Raw genomic sequence first — 16131 nt, 5'->3', positions numbered from 1 at the left:
CAAGGCAAGCCGTTTGCAAGCCAGCCGTAACATGGTCTTGCGCGTCTTACCTTTACTCTTACAGTTAGAGGTTATTGATTCGTAATGTGGTGCTGTGATAATCTGTTAAGGTATGTACTGGAGGCTATCTAGTGCATTTTTTTGAAATTTTGGCACACAATTATTCTGCGGGGTTACTAAAAAAACGGCCTAATGCGTTTACCCTGTGTGCGAAGTCTAGGACAAGAGCCGTAAAATCTGTTATAATCTGCTATGCGGTTGCATCTTGATTGCGGAAAAGGGCATATCATAAAAACTGATTTACCGGCTTTTATTATGGGAATTGTTAATGCAACGCCCGATTCATTTTATGAACCGAGCCGTTCGATAAGCCTGGAAAAAGGCTTGGAGCGAGTATTGGCATTGGAAGCGGAAGGCACCGACATTATCGACATCGGAGGGGAATCTTCCCGTCCCGGTTCTTCCTATATCAGTGAAGAAGAAGAACTCGAGCGGGTTATCCCCTTAATCGAGGCTGTCCGGAAGCGCAGCGCTATTCCCATATCCGTAGATACACGGAAAGCGGCGGTTATGAAGGCTGCTTTTAAGGCTGGCGCAACGCTGTGTAACGATATTTCGGCTTTAACCGATGATCCGGCTCTCGGTACGCTGATTGCGGAAGAAAGCGGCGCCGTTGTCCTTATGCATAAACAGGGAACGCCGCCGACAATGCAGCAAAATGTTCCGCAGTATGGAAATGTAGTAACGGAAGTACGGGATTACCTTGAAGAACGGGCTGCATACGCTCTAAACTGCGGAATAGCGCATGAGTGTATCATTATCGACTACGGTATCGGTTTTGGGAAGACGGTTGAAGATAATTACCGGTTGATTACGGCAAGTGCCTATTTTACCGGCTTGGGCTATCCGCTTTTAGCAGGACTTTCGCGGAAGTCGTTTATCGGCGCCGTTACCGGCGGTTCTCCCGAACAACGGCTTGCCGGAACGCTTGCCGCAACGATGTATGCGGTGCAGCAAGGCGCGTCGATTGTGCGGGTTCACGATGTTGCGGAAACGCGGGAACTATTACTGGTGTTAAAGGAATTGCAAAAATATGGAACTACTTAGGGATATGCTGTCGTTCTACCTCTCCTATATCGGACCGGTGCTGGATGTGCTGCTCCTTGCGTTTCTGATGTATAAGTCATATCAGATACTGATTAAAACGCAGGCAGCGCAGCTTGGAAAAGGAGCGTTGTTGATGCTCCTCATCTATGCGGTTGCATTCTTGCTGCACCTTACGACGCTGCTTTGGATATTGAATACGCTTGCGACTGGGGTTGTTATCGGCGCGGCGATTATCTTTCAACCTGAACTGCGGAGAATGTTCCTAACGATGGGGCAGAACGATTGGTTCAGACGTTCCCGTTCCCAGCATAGCCATATCGATTATGTATTAACTGCTGCCGAGCGCCTTTCCGCAGAACGCCGCGGTATGTTGGTCATATTTTTAAGACAGAACAATTTAAAAGAGATAATTGAAAATCCGTCTGCAACCCGAATCAATGCGGAAATCAGCTCGAATCTTCTGGTAACTATTTTTGAATTTGACACCCCGCTGCATGACGGTGCGGTTGTTATCGATAACGGACGGGTTATCGCGGCGGGCTGCTATCTGCCGCTTACCAAGCAGGATGACATTAACAAGAGTTTCGGAACACGGCACCGTGCCGCGCTCGGTATTGCGGAAGAAACGGATGCGGTCGTGCTTATTGTTTCCGAAGAGTCGGGAGCAATAAGCCTTGCGTATGATTCAAAGTTGTATTACGATCTTACAACGGACAATATCGAATCGGAACTGACGTATCTGCTCAAAGTCAAGGCAAAAACTCAAACCGCTGAGACACCCGAAGGAAGCGCTTCATGAACATAAAACAAATACTGCTTCGGCTTACCGAAAATTGGCCGGTTAAAATTATCTGTCTTGTCTTTGCCGTTTTTCTGTCGGAGTTTTATCGCGGCACTCTTTTAGATAAACGATACCTCATTGTACCGCTTACCATTGAAAACAACGGCTCTCTCACACCTGCAGAGCAATATCCCGCTAAAATAAAAATTACGCTTTGGGGTGATGCCACCGGTATCGGCTCTATCGGCGAAAATGATATTACCGCTTTTATCAATATATCGGATTTTAAAACGGAAGGAACTTACCGGATACCGATCGAAACTCGGCTGGCAGGAACGGTAACACCGCTCGGCAATATGGAAATTAGTACGGAACCGGCAATTTTAACGCTTCGATTGGCAACAAGTATACGCAAACAGGTGCCCGTTACACTTTCTTTGAAAGGAATTCCCGCCGACGGCTACGAAGTAACCGAAAGTTCGCTGGAACCCGCGGCTGTTGAAATTGAAGGCCCTGCCGAACTCGTTGAAAAAATTACTGAACTTGCGACCGAGCCGCTTTCGATAGAAGCTCGTACAAACGGCTTTTCCGGAACAGCTTCCATCATCAACAACGATCCGCTGATTTCTATTGCCGGCAAGGCACAAGTACAGACCACCGTTAAAATCAATGAAACAACCATCAAGAAAAAGTTTGATAATATCCCTATCTATTTTGAAAAGCAGAATAAAGAACTTTCGATAACCGCCGATACAAAGACCGGCAGCTTGGAGATACAAGGTTCCAAAAAACTGCTGGAAACATGGAGCCCTTCCGAAAATATATTGACGGTATCATGTGAAAGCATTACCGAACGAGGTGTATATACGCTGCCTGTTGTTCCGGTATTATCGGCAGAGTATTCAAAACTGCAAATACTGCAAGTGAGTCCTAAATCGGTACAGGTAACGGCGGAATTTCCGGAAGTATCGGCAGAGGATGAAATACATAGATGATTATCGGGTTTGGCATAGATGCCGTTGATATCAGCCGAATACAGCGGTGGATAAAACATGAGGGGCTGCTTGCCCGTTTTTTTCATCCGCAAGAATTGGCGGAAACCAAAAGCAGAGGATTGACCGCGGCCTATTCTTTGGCAGCCCGTTTTGCCGCAAAAGAAGCGTACGGAAAAGCACTCGGTACCGGGTTAAAGGGGATAACATTGAAAAATATCCTCGTTACCAATAACCCGAACGGAAAACCTGAGTTAACGCTCTTTGGAGATGCAGCTATACCGTTCAAGCGTATCCGCGGTACCCATATTCATCTTTCGCTGACCCATGAAAGCAATATGGCTATTGCAGGTGTTATATTGGAAAGTGAGCCGTGTTCGGTAAAAGCGAAGGCTTTTTAGCGATGCCCAATACACGGTACGTTTAAGAGGAGAGCCGTAGTATGAAACGTGAAGAAGATCAGCAAACTAAAAAAGAAGCAGCTATTTCTTATTATTCCAAGGATCAGATTGAATGCCCTGTATGCGGGGCAAAGTTTAAACGGGAAGAAATGTATTCCGGCGGCGGCCGTGTTATTGCCGGCGATTTAACGGAAGAATTGCGCCGCTTATATGAACCGTCAGCACGATATGGGGAGGTATATCCGCTTATCTACAGCATGACTGTTTGTCCGCAATGTTTGTACGCGGGCTTTACGCAAGATTTTAGAGTTATCGAAAAACCGATTGCCGAAAAACTGCTTGAAGCGATGAACGAACGCTATAGTGCGGTAAAAGGTCTTTTTGGACATGTTGATTTTACTACTGCCAGAACACTCCACGAAGGAGCAGCTTCTTATTATCTGGCCTTACTCTGCTACGATTATTTTGATTCAAAGTATTCTCCTACTATTAAACAGGCAATATGCGCACTCCGCGCCGCATGGCTCTTTTCAACACTTGGAGAAAAAGAGCCGGAAGAAAACTATACGTATATTTCCAAGCTTTTTTATCAAAAGGCACTGTTCTTGTACCGGCGTGCGCTTGAACTTGAAACTACCGGTAAAGAGATGATTGCAGGCTTAAAATCTTTCGGCCCTGATGTGGACAAAAACTATGGGTACGATGGTGTTATTTATTTGGGAGCCTTATTGGAATATCGGTACGGGCAGCGGCAGGATTCCGCGACACGGTTGAAGCGGCTTGAAATGCATAAAATTGCATTGGCAAAAATGTTCGGCCTCGGAAAATCCTCAAAAAGCAAGCCCGGTCCGATTTTGGAGCACGCCCGGACGCTCTATGATGCTTTGAAACTTGAATTGAACGAAACGGATGACGACGACTGATTCGGCTCTTCTCCAGCGTAATATTCTGCTCCGTATCTCATACGACGGCACACACTTCCATGGATGGCAAAAACAGCTGCATCACGGAAAAGAATCGTTCCGTACCGTACAGGGAGAAATTGAGCGGGCGCTGGCACTGTTGCATAAACACCCTGTGGAACTTTTCGGTTCGGGAAGAACCGATGCCGGTGTCCACGCGTGCGGACAGGCAGCTCACTTTTTTACCGATATAGCGCGGATAAAGCCGGAGAGTTTTATTCCTGCGCTCAATTCTGCGTTGCCCAAGGATGTACGGATTATGGAAGCGTCTCATGTTTCTGATAACCTGCACGCCCGTTTCAGTGCCCGCTCGCGCACATACCGGTATTTTATTCACTGTGGGAAAACCGCCTTTGCACACCAATTACCCTATTGCTGGCACATACGGCGCGAACCGGATATTAACCTGCTTAACAAGATGGCAAGCGTCTTGTCGGGTGAATTGGACTGTACAACGTTCTCTGCTGCCGGTGACCAGAGTAAAAGCAAATCGCGCTCTATCTATACCGCTCGATTTTTTACCGACAGGGAATTTCTCGTGTTTGAAATTTCCGCCAATGCTTTTTTGTGGCGTATGGTACGCTCGATAACCGGAACTTTGCTGCATTATGAACAGCAGAACGGCACAAAAGAAGATTTTGAGGTTGTGCTCCGCTCAAAAGACCGCCGGAATGCAGGAGAAACCGCCCCTCCGCAGGGGCTCTTTTTATGGTCGATTGATTATCCTCAGCAGTTGCTCAAGGCAAACGAAGCGAACTCTTTTTGTACCTCATAATGAAAGCCTAAAAAAAGTCCAATGCATTTGTTCATCATTTAGTCTTGCTTGCGTATTTCTTTAATCCGATCCCAATAGAAATCAAGTTCATCGGCTTTAAAGAGCGGTTCGGGCGGCGGACGTTTGAGACTGTTATGCCGTTGTATTTCTTCCTGTAAGTCCGAAATTGATGATCGGGTTAAAAACGGCTCACCGAATGCAAAAGCCGCATCCGTTTCACTATAATATAACGGGAGCGATTGTATCTTTGGATATTTTTGATTCGGATACACATCACCGATTGCATGAGTTCCCGGGCCGCCGCCTTGTGGTGTAAGTGTCAGCTGCCGCATACCATTATCGCCGGTGCTGATCGATACGCTGCCTTGTTCATAGTTTTTGAGCTTTGATCCGTTATCGGTTATGCAGCAGTATATCGTGCCGTATTGCTTGATAAACTTCGGTACGGATACTTGTAATCCGTCATCGAATGTAAACCCTGCATATTTTTCTTTGTATTCAAAATCGCCTGTCCAATAGCGGAATTTGATGTACTGTGTTCCATTAAAGAAAAAGGCATCAAAAAAAGCGGGAGCCTCCTGCTGATATATCAAGATACCGTTACGAAAACCTTGTTCAACCCAAAATCCGTCCAAAAGCGCCGTTGATGGGGAAGGTACCGGCTGCGAATAAGTATTCGTCTCTGCAGACCCCGAAGATGAGAGCCTTTGCCGTCTATCGGCAATAAGATTATGGGGCATTTTTTTATAAAATGAGGAAAAGAATCCGTTGCCGTGCACCCATACGCTTGTTTTTATCGGTGTTCTAAATCCCTGATAGCGGATATTCAACGAATAAATATTTCCCGTATCTTCTTGTTTTACTGCTTTGACGGGGTAGGTACCCATATCCTCATACACAAAGCGATAATATGTCTTGAGGACTATCCGCAGTGTATCTTCCGCAGTGCCGTCCGCCTTTCCGGTATATTCAATAAAGCGTTCCGAATTTTCCCAAATACCGGCAAGAGATTGACTGAGGCAGGGAAGCGGCAAAATAAACGACAAAGATAAAATGATATAAAAGTGCTTAATATAGTTCACAGCAACGAGAGTATATCATATAACCCGTATTTTGTTTAGCCGGTATTTGCAATTATGATGCAGCACACTGAAACACCCTTTAGCTTCTCCGTATTTTGTGCTATATTCCACCCCTATAGTGTGAAAGTTTGAAGAAAATTTCGCACAAAAGGAAGGACGTTGATATGCAGGAAATCATCGATTTACTGGAAAACGATGCACGGCTGAGCCCGCAGGATATTGCCGCAATGACGGGTAAGTCCGAGGAAGAAGTGCGTGCTGCCATTAAAAAATTAGAGGATGAGGGCATCATCTTAAAATATGCTGCGGTTATCAACCGTGAACGGCTGACGAGCAGCGATACGGTATCGGCAATGATCGAAATTCAGGTTGCTCCGGCGCGGGAACATGGATTTGACCGCATCGCGGAGCGGATATACCGGTACCCGCAGGTAAAGACGGTACAGCTGATGTCCGGCGGATATGATCTACATGTGCTGGTTGAAGGAAAAGATTTAAAAGAGGTTGCTTTTTTCGTGTCGGAAAAGCTCGCGTCGCTCGAAGGGGTTATCAGTACGCGTACGCATTTTGTGCTCAAGACCTACAAGGAAAACGGAACCTATTATATCGACCCGAAAAAAGATCCCCGTGAAGAGATTACCGCATGATGGATAGACCCGATAAATTTTCCAACCGGATTGTGAGCGTTGCTCCTTCCGGTATCCGCCGCTTTTTTGAACTTGCCGCCGGACAGAGCGATATTATTTCGCTGGGGGTAGGGGAGCCTGACTTTGCAACGCCGTGGGGTATGCGCGAGGAGGCATGGTATCACCTCGAATGCGGGCATACTTCGTATACTTCAAACTGGGGGCTTGAACCGCTCCGCAAGGCGATTGCAAGCTATCTAAACCGCTACGGTATGTCGTATTCTCCTAAAAACGAGGTGCTGATTACCTTCGGCGTTTCGGAAGCAATCGATATTGTGTTCCGTTCCATCCTGAACCCGGGAGATGAGGTGATTGTTGCGGAACCGTGCTATGTTTCGTATCAGCCCTTAGTGGCGCTCTGCGGGGCAAAACCGGTCGGGCTGGATACCTCGGCGGATAACTTTATCCCGACTGCGGCAGCCATCGAATCGCTCATTACGCCGGAAACCAAGGCGCTGATTATCTGCAGCCCGAACAATCCCACCGGTACGATGATTCCTGCTGATGAGATGGAAAAGATCGCCGCCGTCGTTAAAAAGCACAAGATTTGGGTGCTCTCCGACGAGGTGTATTGCGAACTTCGGTATGAAGCGCCGCATGTGTCCATCGGTTCTTTCCCCGGAATGAAGGATTACTGCATTATCCTCAACGGTTTTTCAAAGTCTTTTGCGATGACCGGCTGGCGTATCGGGTTTATCGCCTGCCCGCAGGAGCTGATGGCTCAAGTTCATAAAATTCACCAGTATGGGGCAATCTGCGCTCCGATTATGAGCCAATATGCGGCGCTGGAAGGATTGGAACGCGGCTGGGACGAGGTTGAACGGATGCGGGTTTCCTACCGGCAGCGGCGCAATTTGATGATGAAGAGTTTTGATTCGATGAATCTTCCATATATAACGCCCGACGGCGCATTTTACCTCTTTGTTGATATCCGCAGTACCGGTTTAAGCTCGGAAGATTTTGCGGTTAAGCTGATTACCGACTACAAAGTTGCCGTTGTTCCCGGGCATGTATTCGGAAGCGGCGGCGAAGGCTTTGTCCGCTGCTGCTATGCTACCGACATAAGCAAGATACGGATTGCGCTTGAGCGTATTGGTAAATTGCTGAAAGGCGAGCCGCTGTAATGGAAAAGCTAAAAAATATAGAAATTATCGCAATGGACTTGGACGATACCCTTTTGCGGGATGATCTGACCATCTCCGATTATACGGTGTCGGTCTTACAGGCATTGATGAAAAAGGGTGTGTTGACGCTGCTCGCTTCGGGGAGAAGTCCTCGCTCGGTGCATTCGTATGCGCAGCGGATCGGTTCGGATAAAACGGAAAGCTATATCCTGTGCAACAACGGAACACAGATATTGACCTCCGACATGAAGCTGGAAATCATCAGCCGCTGCCTCGGCGCCGATCTTGCGCTTGAGATTTACGATTATATCGAGTCGCAAAATCTCTCTTGTCATCTCTATTTTGACGATACCATTTACATCGTTAAACGGACGGTCTTTTCGGATAGGGATGCGCATCTGACAAAAATGAAGATTGTGATACCGGATGACTATCGGGAGATTTTGCGCACCAAGCCGGTGTATAAGCTGCTCATCCCTGCGGAGCCGGATGTTATCGCTGCCGTCGAACCTGAGTTTAGAAAACGGTTCGGTACGAGGGCTGTCCTGTTTACCAGCAAGCCGTATTTTTTGGAAATAATTCCGTTGGATACCGGTAAGGGGGAGTTCCTGCAAGAGCTGGCATGGCTGCTCGGTATCAAAAACGAGTCGGTGATGGCATTCGGGGACAGCATGAATGACGAAACGATGATTCGCCTTGCAGGATACGGCATCGCCATGAAAAACGGCCTCGACGCTATCAAAGATATTGCGTACGCAGTAACCGACTACACCAATAACGAGGATGGTATCGCTCACTTTTTAGAGAAGTACGTGCTATAGAGATTTTTTTATAGGTGTACGGTTGCAAAATTTGCGTATCCGTGATACCGTGTTATAGAGCTATTAAAAAAGGTTATAAATACAGTAAACTATCATGGAACAAAACAATTTATTGACCGTTAAAAATTTGCACACGGCTTTCCGTATCGACGGCAACTACTATGATGCCGTTGACGGGGTGTCGTTTGACGTTCATCCCAATGAGATGCTTGCAATTGTCGGGGAGTCCGGCTGCGGTAAAAGTACCGTTGCGATGTCCGTTATGGGGCTTCACGATATGCGCTTTACGCAAGTTTCGGGCGAAATTCTCTTAAACGGCAGGGATCTGCTGACGCTTTCAGAAGATGAAATGAACAAAATCCGCGGGAAAGATATCGGGTTCATCTTTCAGGATCCGCTTGCCTCGCTTAATCCGCTTCAGCGGGTTGGAAAGCAGATTGAAGAAGCCCTGCTGTACCACACCAACCTCAACGAAAAAGAGCGGCAGGAGCGAGTTTTACAGCTTTTAAACGATGTCGGTATCCAGAACCCCAAGCGTACGGCGCAGCGGTTCCCGCATGAGCTTTCCGGCGGAATGCGGCAGCGGGTGCTTATCGCGACGGCGCTGTCTTGTAATCCGTCGCTTATCATTGCCGATGAGCCGACAACGGCGCTCGACGTAACCATCCAAGCGCAGATTCTCGATCTTATCAAAGACTTACAGGAAGAACACAAGGCAGGTATCATCCTTATCACCCATGACCTCGGCGTTGTCGCGCAGGTGGCCGACCGTGTTGCGGTTATGTATGCGGGGCAGATTGTCGAACAGGCTACCGTGCAGGAACTGTTTACTCATCCCTTGCATCCGTATACCCGGTCTTTGCTTAAATCGATTCCGCAGGCGGATAAAGACGACGATATGCTGCACGTTATTAAAGGTATGGTGCCGTCGCTTAAAAAACTCAAGCATACGGGCTGTCGGTTTGCCGACCGTATACCGTGGATTCCGGCTGAGGAACACGAAGAGTCTCCGGTCTTGCACGAAGTAAGTCCCGGACATTTTGTCCGCTGCTCCTGCTGGAAAAATTTCCGGTTCGAGGGTGAGGTTTAGAGGAGGCGGATATGGCATTATTGGAAGTAAAAGATTTAAAAGTACATTTCCCTATCCGCGGCGGCTTTTTTAACACGATACAGGATCACGTACGAGCGGTAGACGGTGTTTCTTTTCAAATTGAAGAAGGAAAAACCTACGGTCTTATCGGGGAGTCCGGTTCCGGAAAAACCACCATCGGTAAAGCGATTGTCGGATTGGAACAGCCTACCGGCGGAGAAATCCGCTACGAAGGAAGTCTTGTAAATACCAAGGCACAGCGGAAAAAGATTAAATATAACGAAAACGTCCAAATGGTGTTTCAAGACGTCATGTCGAGCCTCGACCCTAAAAAACGTATCCGCGACATTATCGCAGAACCCATTAGGAATTTTGAACGGCTTTCAAAGCATGAAGAATTAAAAAAAATACTTTCGCTCTTGCAGATTGTCGGGATACCGCCCGACGGTTTATATAAGTACCCGTATGAGTTTTCGGGTGGGCAGCGGCAGCGTATCGGTGTTGCGCGTTCAATTGCCGTTAATCCGCGACTCATTGTGGCGGACGAACCGGTTTCCGCGCTTGACCTTTCGGTGCAGGCGCAAATTCTCAACTTTCTTAAAGAAATTCAGCGCGAATTTATGTTGAGCTATCTGTTTATTTCGCACGACTTAGGCGTTGTCAAACATATGTGCGATTACATCTACATTATGTACCGCGGCCGATTCGTAGAAGCGGGAACGCGGGAAGATATTTACCGTAACCCGATGCATATTTACACCAAGCGGCTTATCGCAGCTATCCCTGAAATGAATGTCGAAATACGCGAAGAATATAAAAAACGCCGTGCCGAAATTGAAGAAATATACAAGCGTGAAGCGGAGCGTTACTTTAGTCCCGAAGGGCGAGTGTACGATTTAAAGAAAATAAGCGACACTCATTACGCTGCATTGAAGGATTAGGGGGAAGAGTATGTGGAAGACGATAGTACGCCGTATCCTTATTATGATACCGCAGCTGTTTGTATTGAGTGTTTTGGTGTTCTTAATCGGAAAAATGATGCCCGGTGATCCCTTTACCGGCCTGATAAATAATCCGAATGTCGATGCGAGCCGTATTGAAGAACTACGGGAAAAAGCAGGTTTAAACGACCCGTGGCCGGTTCAGTATAAGAATTGGATGGGGCGTATTCTGCTGCACGGTGATTTCGGTGTCTCTTATACGTATAAAATTCCGGTAAAAGATAAAATTCTATTACCGGCGCAAAACACCCTGTGGCTTTCACTTTTAACCGTTATTTTGACGTATGCAATTGCCGTGCCTCTTGGTATCCGCGCAGGGCGTTATAACGGCTCGAAATTCGATAAGGCGGTGTTGGTTTATAATTTTATCACGTATGCAATTCCGACGTTTATCCTTGCACTTTTGAGTCTTTTATTATTCGGCTATCGGCTCAAAATTTTTCCGACGTCGGGTTTTGTCGGGCTGGATGCGATGGGACACAGAGGGCGCTTTATCCTAAGCCGCCTGTATCATATGCTGCTTCCTGCGATTACGGCGGCGGTACTGCGTACAACAAGTATCGTGCAATATCTTCGCAACGAGATTATCGATGCAAAAAGTCAAGATTATGTTAAAACGGCGCGGAGCAAGGGCGTACCGATCGACAAGGTGTATACACACCATATTTTCCGAAATTCCTTATTGCCGATAGCGGCTTTCTTCGGCTTTACGGTAACGGGCTTGCTTGCCGGTTCAATATTCGTCGAAACGATTTTTATGTATCAAGGAATGGGCATGTTGTTCATCGAATCGATTATGTCACGCGATTATTCGGTTATCAATGCACTCACCTTATTGTACGGAACGCTGGCTCTGTTCGGTAGCTTGATTTCCGACATTATTATGATAATCGTTGATCCGCGGATCAGAATTGAGTAAAGAGGTAGGTATGGAAAAAACGGCATTTGATATTGATAGTATAGACGAAGCGACATTGAAAGAGATGACTTCCGTGCCGTCGTTTTGGAAGATCGTAAAGACGGAATTTAAACATGATAAAGCCGCAATCCTTGCACTCGGCATATTGGTTATTATCTTTGCAGTGATTATCATCGGCGGTTTTGTACTGGATACGGAAACGGTTATGAAGGTAAGCTTACGGGATAAGTTTTCGGTGCCCGGTAAAAAGTTTCTGCTCGGAGCAGATCTTGGTGGTCGGCCGATTTTGCCTCAGCTGATTATCGGGGCGCGTAATTCCATCCTTATTGCATTCAGCGTAACCATTATTACCGAAATCGTTGGCGTCTTTTTCGGCCTGATTACCGGTTTTTACGGGGGAAGGGTCGACAATGTCATCATGCGTATCTGCGACTTTATTATGATTTTGCCGGTCGTTATGCTGATTATCGTATTTGTAACGATTGTTCCCTCTTATAATATTTGGACGTTTATCTGTATAATGTCCTTTTTTTATTGGGTGCATATTACCCGGCTTGTACGCAGTAAGGCCTTGTCCGAAAACCGCCGCGATTATGTGAATGCATCGCGCATTATGGGAACAAGTGACTTTAAGATTATGTACGGCGGCATTTTGCCGAATATCGCTTCGATTATTATCGTTGACTTTACGCTCGGTATGGCAGGTAATATCGGTATCGAAACGGGAATGAGCTTTTTAGGCTTCGGTCTCCCGCCGACATCGCCGTCGCTTGGTACGCTGATTGGCTATGCGCGCGATCCGGGAACTATTTCCGGTAAGCTGTGGGTATGGCTGCCTGCATCTATTCTTATTATGGTATTAATGCTGTGTATCAACTACGTCGGACAAACGATAAAACGCGCCTCCGATGCAAAGCAGCGTTATAAATAAATGAGGAGGAAGACAATGTCAAAGAGTTTAAAAATTGCTGCGTTTTTATGCGCGGTAATGATGGTACTTGCAAGCTGCGGCGGTAAGACGGAACAAACGCAAACTGCACAAAGCGGCGAGGGGAAGGAAGCAAATAAAGAATTAAAATTGTTGTTTCCACAAATGATCGAACGGGAAGGGGAAATACTTGCCGGCGGTACTCTGGTCTGCGGTCTTGTCGGTGATACACCGTGGAAAGGAATATTCAATACGTTCTTATATGAAGATAATCCGACGTATGAGGCAATGCTGCCGATGTTGGCTAACTTCATGGTTGATGGTCCCAATCACGAAATTCGGGAGGGTTATTGTGCTATGACATTCGACCGTGAAAAGAAAACAGCTACCTATCATATTAATCCGGGGCTCACATGGTCGGACGGCGTACCGGTAACTGCTGAAGATATTATTTTCTGCTATGAGTGTATCGGACATCCCGATTATACCGGTGTTCGTTATGATAGCCGTTATGCGAATGTTGTCGGTATGGTTGACTACCATGAAGGCAAGGCTAAAAATATTTCCGGTGTTAAAAAAATAGACGATAAAACGGTAGAAGTAGCTTTTATAGAGTATGAACCCGGTATTCTGTGGGGATCCGGTATCACCTATAATGCGGAACCGTATCATTATCTTAAAGATATTCCATTGACGGAAATGGCTTCTCATGACCGTGTACGGAAAACACCGCTTTCCTGCGGTCCCTTTGTGATCAATTCTATGGTAGAAGGTGATATTATCGAGTATGTACCTAATCCTTATTGGTATGGCAAAAAAATCGCACTCGATAAGCTGATTATGAAACGGATTGCGCCGACATCTCTTGCCGCAGCTTTGAAAGCCGGTGAAGTTGATATTGTCGATTATTTTAGAGCTGATTTATATGACCAATTTGTTGTGCTTGATGACGAAGGAAGAACGGTATTTGACGAAAACGGAAAGCCGAAGTTGAAGGTTGATAATCTTGATTTCATCTGTAATGTAGATAATGCCTATGGGTATTTAGGCTTCAAGTTCGGTGTATGGAATAAAGAAAAAGGCGAATGCGAAATGTTCCCCGACGGCGGTAAATTTAAAGACAAGGCGTTGCGTCAGGCGCTCGGTTATGCGATGGATAACGATGGAATAAACGATATCTACTACCATGGCTTACGGTTTACTGCCAACTCCTTTATTACGCCGTATCACCCCGGATTTTACGATATAAATCGGAAAGGATACTCCTATAATCCCGAAAAGGCGAAACAGCTACTCGATGAAGCAGGCTATAAGGATGTTGACGGAGACGGCTATCGTGAAACGCCGGATGGAAAACCGCTCAAGATCAATTTCTTGTATATGAGCGGCAGCGATGTAGCAGCTCCGATTGCAAATTACTATATCCAAAACTGGAAAGATGTCGGATTAAATGTTGCGCTGAACGATGGTCGGCTGATCGAATTCAATGCCTTTTATGATAGACTGAGAAACGATGACCCTGCCGTGGAAATGTATATGGCTGCATGGGGGGTAGGTTCAAATCCCCGTCCAAACGGTCTTTACGGCAGAGAGGCTCAATTTAACCGGCTCCGCTGGGTTAATGAGAAAAATGATGAACTGCTTGCTAAGATTTCTTCGGAAGATTCCTTTGACGAGGTATTCCGCGCTCAGGCTTATAAGGAATGGGACGAAAATATACTGGAAGAAGCTCCTGCAGTTCCAACCGCATATCGCATAAGACTTTGTGCTGTTAACAAGCGGGTTAAGAATTGGGATATACGGTTTGTTAAGGACTGGGACTGGTGCGATGCGGCGCTTGTTAGCGACAAACCTGCCGTTAATACCATGAAATAACGGATAGAAATTAAATAAAAATAATGATATGAAATAACACTGATCTGTTCGATAGCGGCAGGTCGGTGTTATTTGCATTTCAAGTAAATTAAAATGGTTACGAGGTTGTAGCGCATGATACGAAAACAACAGGAATTTTGGGGAAAATTAGTTATTTTTACCGGCATCAGCTTGGTTTTCTCAGCTTTTATGCTCGCTTTGAGCCCCCGTTTTTCGTTTTTGGGACGGCTGATTTCGGCAAAAGACCTTACATTGATGGTAACACAATACCGGATGCTTCCAAATTTCAGCTTTCTTACCCGTTTCGGTTTTGCTTTTGCGATCTTTGCTATTGCTTCCATTATGGCCTCAATTGGAACAGTTTTTTTATCCCGTAGGGTACAGGAAAGGATATATAAAGAAACTGAGACCGCCCTTTTTGCGGCTTTTATCAACAGATTGCGTTTTTGCTATACACGTGAAAACCTGATTGAAGCTATTCAGCAGGAGCTTGAATATAAGGCTGATTGCTCCGTTTTGCTTACGAATACCGACACCGATTTAGTTGTATACAGCAGTACGTCGGCGTATGTTTCGGATCCCGATGTGTATGAAAAGTTGGCACACCGTTTTTCTGCCGAATGGCTTGATCACTGGGGAGAAAATATTTATTTATTGGATGCTGCTATGCAAATGACTTCCGACAGGAAACAAGCCCGGGGACTTGTTATTGCATACAGTTCCGCACGTTTTTTTATTATTTGTCGCTATATCCGCGCGCTTGAGCCTGAAATATTCCCTCAGTTGTTTGCGGAGTTTAAAAACTATTTCGGACGTGAAAAAACACTGTCACAGCTCCTCTATTATTCGGAGCTTGCACAGGAATGGCAGATGGTTGCAAATACTCAGCGTGCATTCCTGCCGCAAAAAATACCGGCGCTCGATCAATTGGATATAGGTGTTTACTTCCGGCCTTTAGTGAACGTATCGGGAGACTATTATGATATTATCCCCATCGATGAAGATAAAACTCTGATTATTACGGGGGACGTTTCCGGAAAGGGACTTGCCGCAGCGCTTGTTATGGGCGTTGTTGTAAATACAATACGGATTATGGAAAATAAAGAAGATCTTGCCGGTTTGATCTTTGCGGTAGACAGCGCTATTAAGCGTATGAATCTGCTTGATAAATATACCGTTGTGTTTTTAGGAATTATCGATACTAAGGCGATGAAAATACGCTATGTAAATGCGTCAATGGAAGCGCCGATGATCTTTACCAGAGCAGCGGAAGGGTATAAAGTAAAGATGCTTGATTCAAATTGTTCCGTTATCGGAATCATCGATATCGATTCGGTAACCGTTGCTGAAAAGCCTCTGTACCGTAATGATTTGCTTGTTATTACGACGGACGGCATTCCCGAAATTACCAATGAAGAAGGCGTGGAACTCGGTAGTAATGATCTTTACATTGAATCGATTAAATCTTTTGCTTCGTCGGATGCATCATCAATTACCTCAAAGGTAGCCGAATTGGGGCTTAATTATAGTGCTGCAAAAGCCTTCCGGGATGATACTACTATTTTAGCAGTAAAATTAAAGGGATAA

Annotated in this window: 16 protein-coding genes; 15 read left to right on the top strand and 1 reads right to left on the bottom strand. The window is 46.0% G+C overall.

Features of this window, described 5'->3' with window-relative positions; translation table 11 throughout:
- Window positions 1–252 precede the first annotated feature (252 nt).
- Genes folP through truA form a run of 6 tightly spaced genes read left to right on the top strand, consistent with a single transcriptional unit; the run spans window position 253 to window position 5018 of the window.
- Window positions 253–1107: a dihydropteroate synthase gene (gene folP, locus QI63_RS12105; RefSeq protein ID WP_044016772.1), complete on the top strand. Its 855-nt coding sequence runs from the start codon at window positions 253–255 to the stop codon at window positions 1105–1107.
- Window positions 1094–1906 carry a diadenylate cyclase CdaA gene (gene cdaA, locus QI63_RS12100; protein ID WP_044016770.1) on the top strand — a complete coding sequence of 271 codons (813 nt, stop codon included), beginning with the start codon at window positions 1094–1096 and terminating at the stop codon, window positions 1904–1906. Before folP ends, cdaA begins: the two co-directional genes overlap by 14 nt.
- Window positions 1903–2883 carry a CdaR family protein gene (locus tag QI63_RS12095; protein WP_044016768.1) on the top strand — a complete coding sequence of 327 codons (981 nt, stop codon included), beginning with the start codon at window positions 1903–1905 and terminating at the stop codon, window positions 2881–2883. The genes cdaA and QI63_RS12095 overlap by 4 nt, the downstream gene beginning before the upstream one ends.
- Window positions 2880–3281 carry a holo-ACP synthase gene (locus QI63_RS12090; RefSeq protein WP_044016765.1) on the top strand — a complete coding sequence of 134 codons (402 nt, stop codon included), beginning with the start codon at window positions 2880–2882 and terminating at the stop codon, window positions 3279–3281. The genes QI63_RS12095 and QI63_RS12090 overlap by 4 nt, the downstream gene beginning before the upstream one ends.
- A 41-nt stretch (window positions 3282–3322) precedes the next feature.
- Window positions 3323–4204: a DUF2225 domain-containing protein gene (locus QI63_RS12085; protein ID WP_044016762.1), complete on the top strand. Its 882-nt coding sequence runs from the start codon at window positions 3323–3325 to the stop codon at window positions 4202–4204.
- The gene (truA, locus tag QI63_RS12080) at window positions 4191–5018 is read left to right on the top strand and encodes a tRNA pseudouridine(38-40) synthase TruA (protein ID WP_044016761.1); all 828 of its coding nucleotides are present in this window, start codon (window positions 4191–4193) and stop codon (window positions 5016–5018) included. The genes QI63_RS12085 and truA overlap by 14 nt, the downstream gene beginning before the upstream one ends.
- A 38-nt stretch (window positions 5019–5056) precedes the next feature.
- On the opposite strand, the gene QI63_RS12075 is transcribed toward truA, so the two are convergent.
- Entirely contained in the window at window positions 5057–6100 is a 1044-nt protein-coding gene (locus QI63_RS12075) for a hypothetical protein (RefSeq protein WP_044016759.1), read from the bottom strand.
- A gap of 164 nt (window positions 6101–6264) precedes the next feature.
- Between QI63_RS12075 and QI63_RS12070 the strand changes: the two genes are divergently transcribed.
- The 9 genes from QI63_RS12070 (at window position 6265) to QI63_RS12030 (ending at window position 16131) form a co-directional block, all read left to right on the top strand.
- Window positions 6265–6747, top strand: coding sequence for an Lrp/AsnC family transcriptional regulator (locus tag QI63_RS12070; RefSeq protein ID WP_044016757.1), 483 nt, complete (start codon window positions 6265–6267; stop codon window positions 6745–6747).
- The gene (locus QI63_RS12065; protein ID WP_044016755.1) at window positions 6744–7910 is read left to right on the top strand and encodes an aminotransferase class I/II-fold pyridoxal phosphate-dependent enzyme; all 1167 of its coding nucleotides are present in this window, start codon (window positions 6744–6746) and stop codon (window positions 7908–7910) included. The genes QI63_RS12070 and QI63_RS12065 overlap by 4 nt, the downstream gene beginning before the upstream one ends.
- Window positions 7910–8731 (top strand): Cof-type HAD-IIB family hydrolase, encoded by an 822-nt coding sequence (locus QI63_RS12060; RefSeq protein WP_044016753.1) that lies wholly within the window; start codon window positions 7910–7912, stop codon window positions 8729–8731. Before QI63_RS12065 ends, QI63_RS12060 begins: the two co-directional genes overlap by 1 nt.
- 94 nt (window positions 8732–8825) lie before the next feature.
- Window positions 8826–9821, top strand: coding sequence for an ABC transporter ATP-binding protein (locus tag QI63_RS12055; RefSeq protein WP_044016752.1), 996 nt, complete (start codon window positions 8826–8828; stop codon window positions 9819–9821).
- A gap of 11 nt (window positions 9822–9832) precedes the next feature.
- Entirely contained in the window at window positions 9833–10762 is a 930-nt protein-coding gene (locus tag QI63_RS12050; protein WP_044016750.1) for an ATP-binding cassette domain-containing protein, read from the top strand.
- A gap of 10 nt (window positions 10763–10772) precedes the next feature.
- Entirely contained in the window at window positions 10773–11741 is a 969-nt protein-coding gene (locus QI63_RS12045) for an ABC transporter permease (protein WP_016517945.1), read from the top strand.
- Between the two features lie 10 nt (window positions 11742–11751).
- Window positions 11752–12672, top strand: coding sequence for an ABC transporter permease (locus QI63_RS12040; protein WP_016517946.1), 921 nt, complete (start codon window positions 11752–11754; stop codon window positions 12670–12672).
- Window positions 12673–12687: 15 nt separating this feature from the next.
- On the top strand, window positions 12688–14544 hold the full coding sequence (locus QI63_RS12035; RefSeq protein ID WP_052185564.1) for an oligopeptide ABC transporter substrate-binding protein: 1857 nt from the start codon (window positions 12688–12690) through the stop codon (window positions 14542–14544).
- A gap of 114 nt (window positions 14545–14658) precedes the next feature.
- Complete coding sequence (locus QI63_RS12030) at window positions 14659–16131, top strand: PP2C family protein-serine/threonine phosphatase (protein WP_044016744.1); 1473 nt, start codon at window positions 14659–14661, stop codon at window positions 16129–16131.

It is taken from the genome of Treponema sp. OMZ 838 (genome assembly GCF_000775995.1).
Lineage (GTDB): Bacteria > Spirochaetota > Spirochaetia > Treponematales > Treponemataceae > Treponema.
This window is presented reverse-complemented; position numbering and strand designations above follow the sequence as displayed.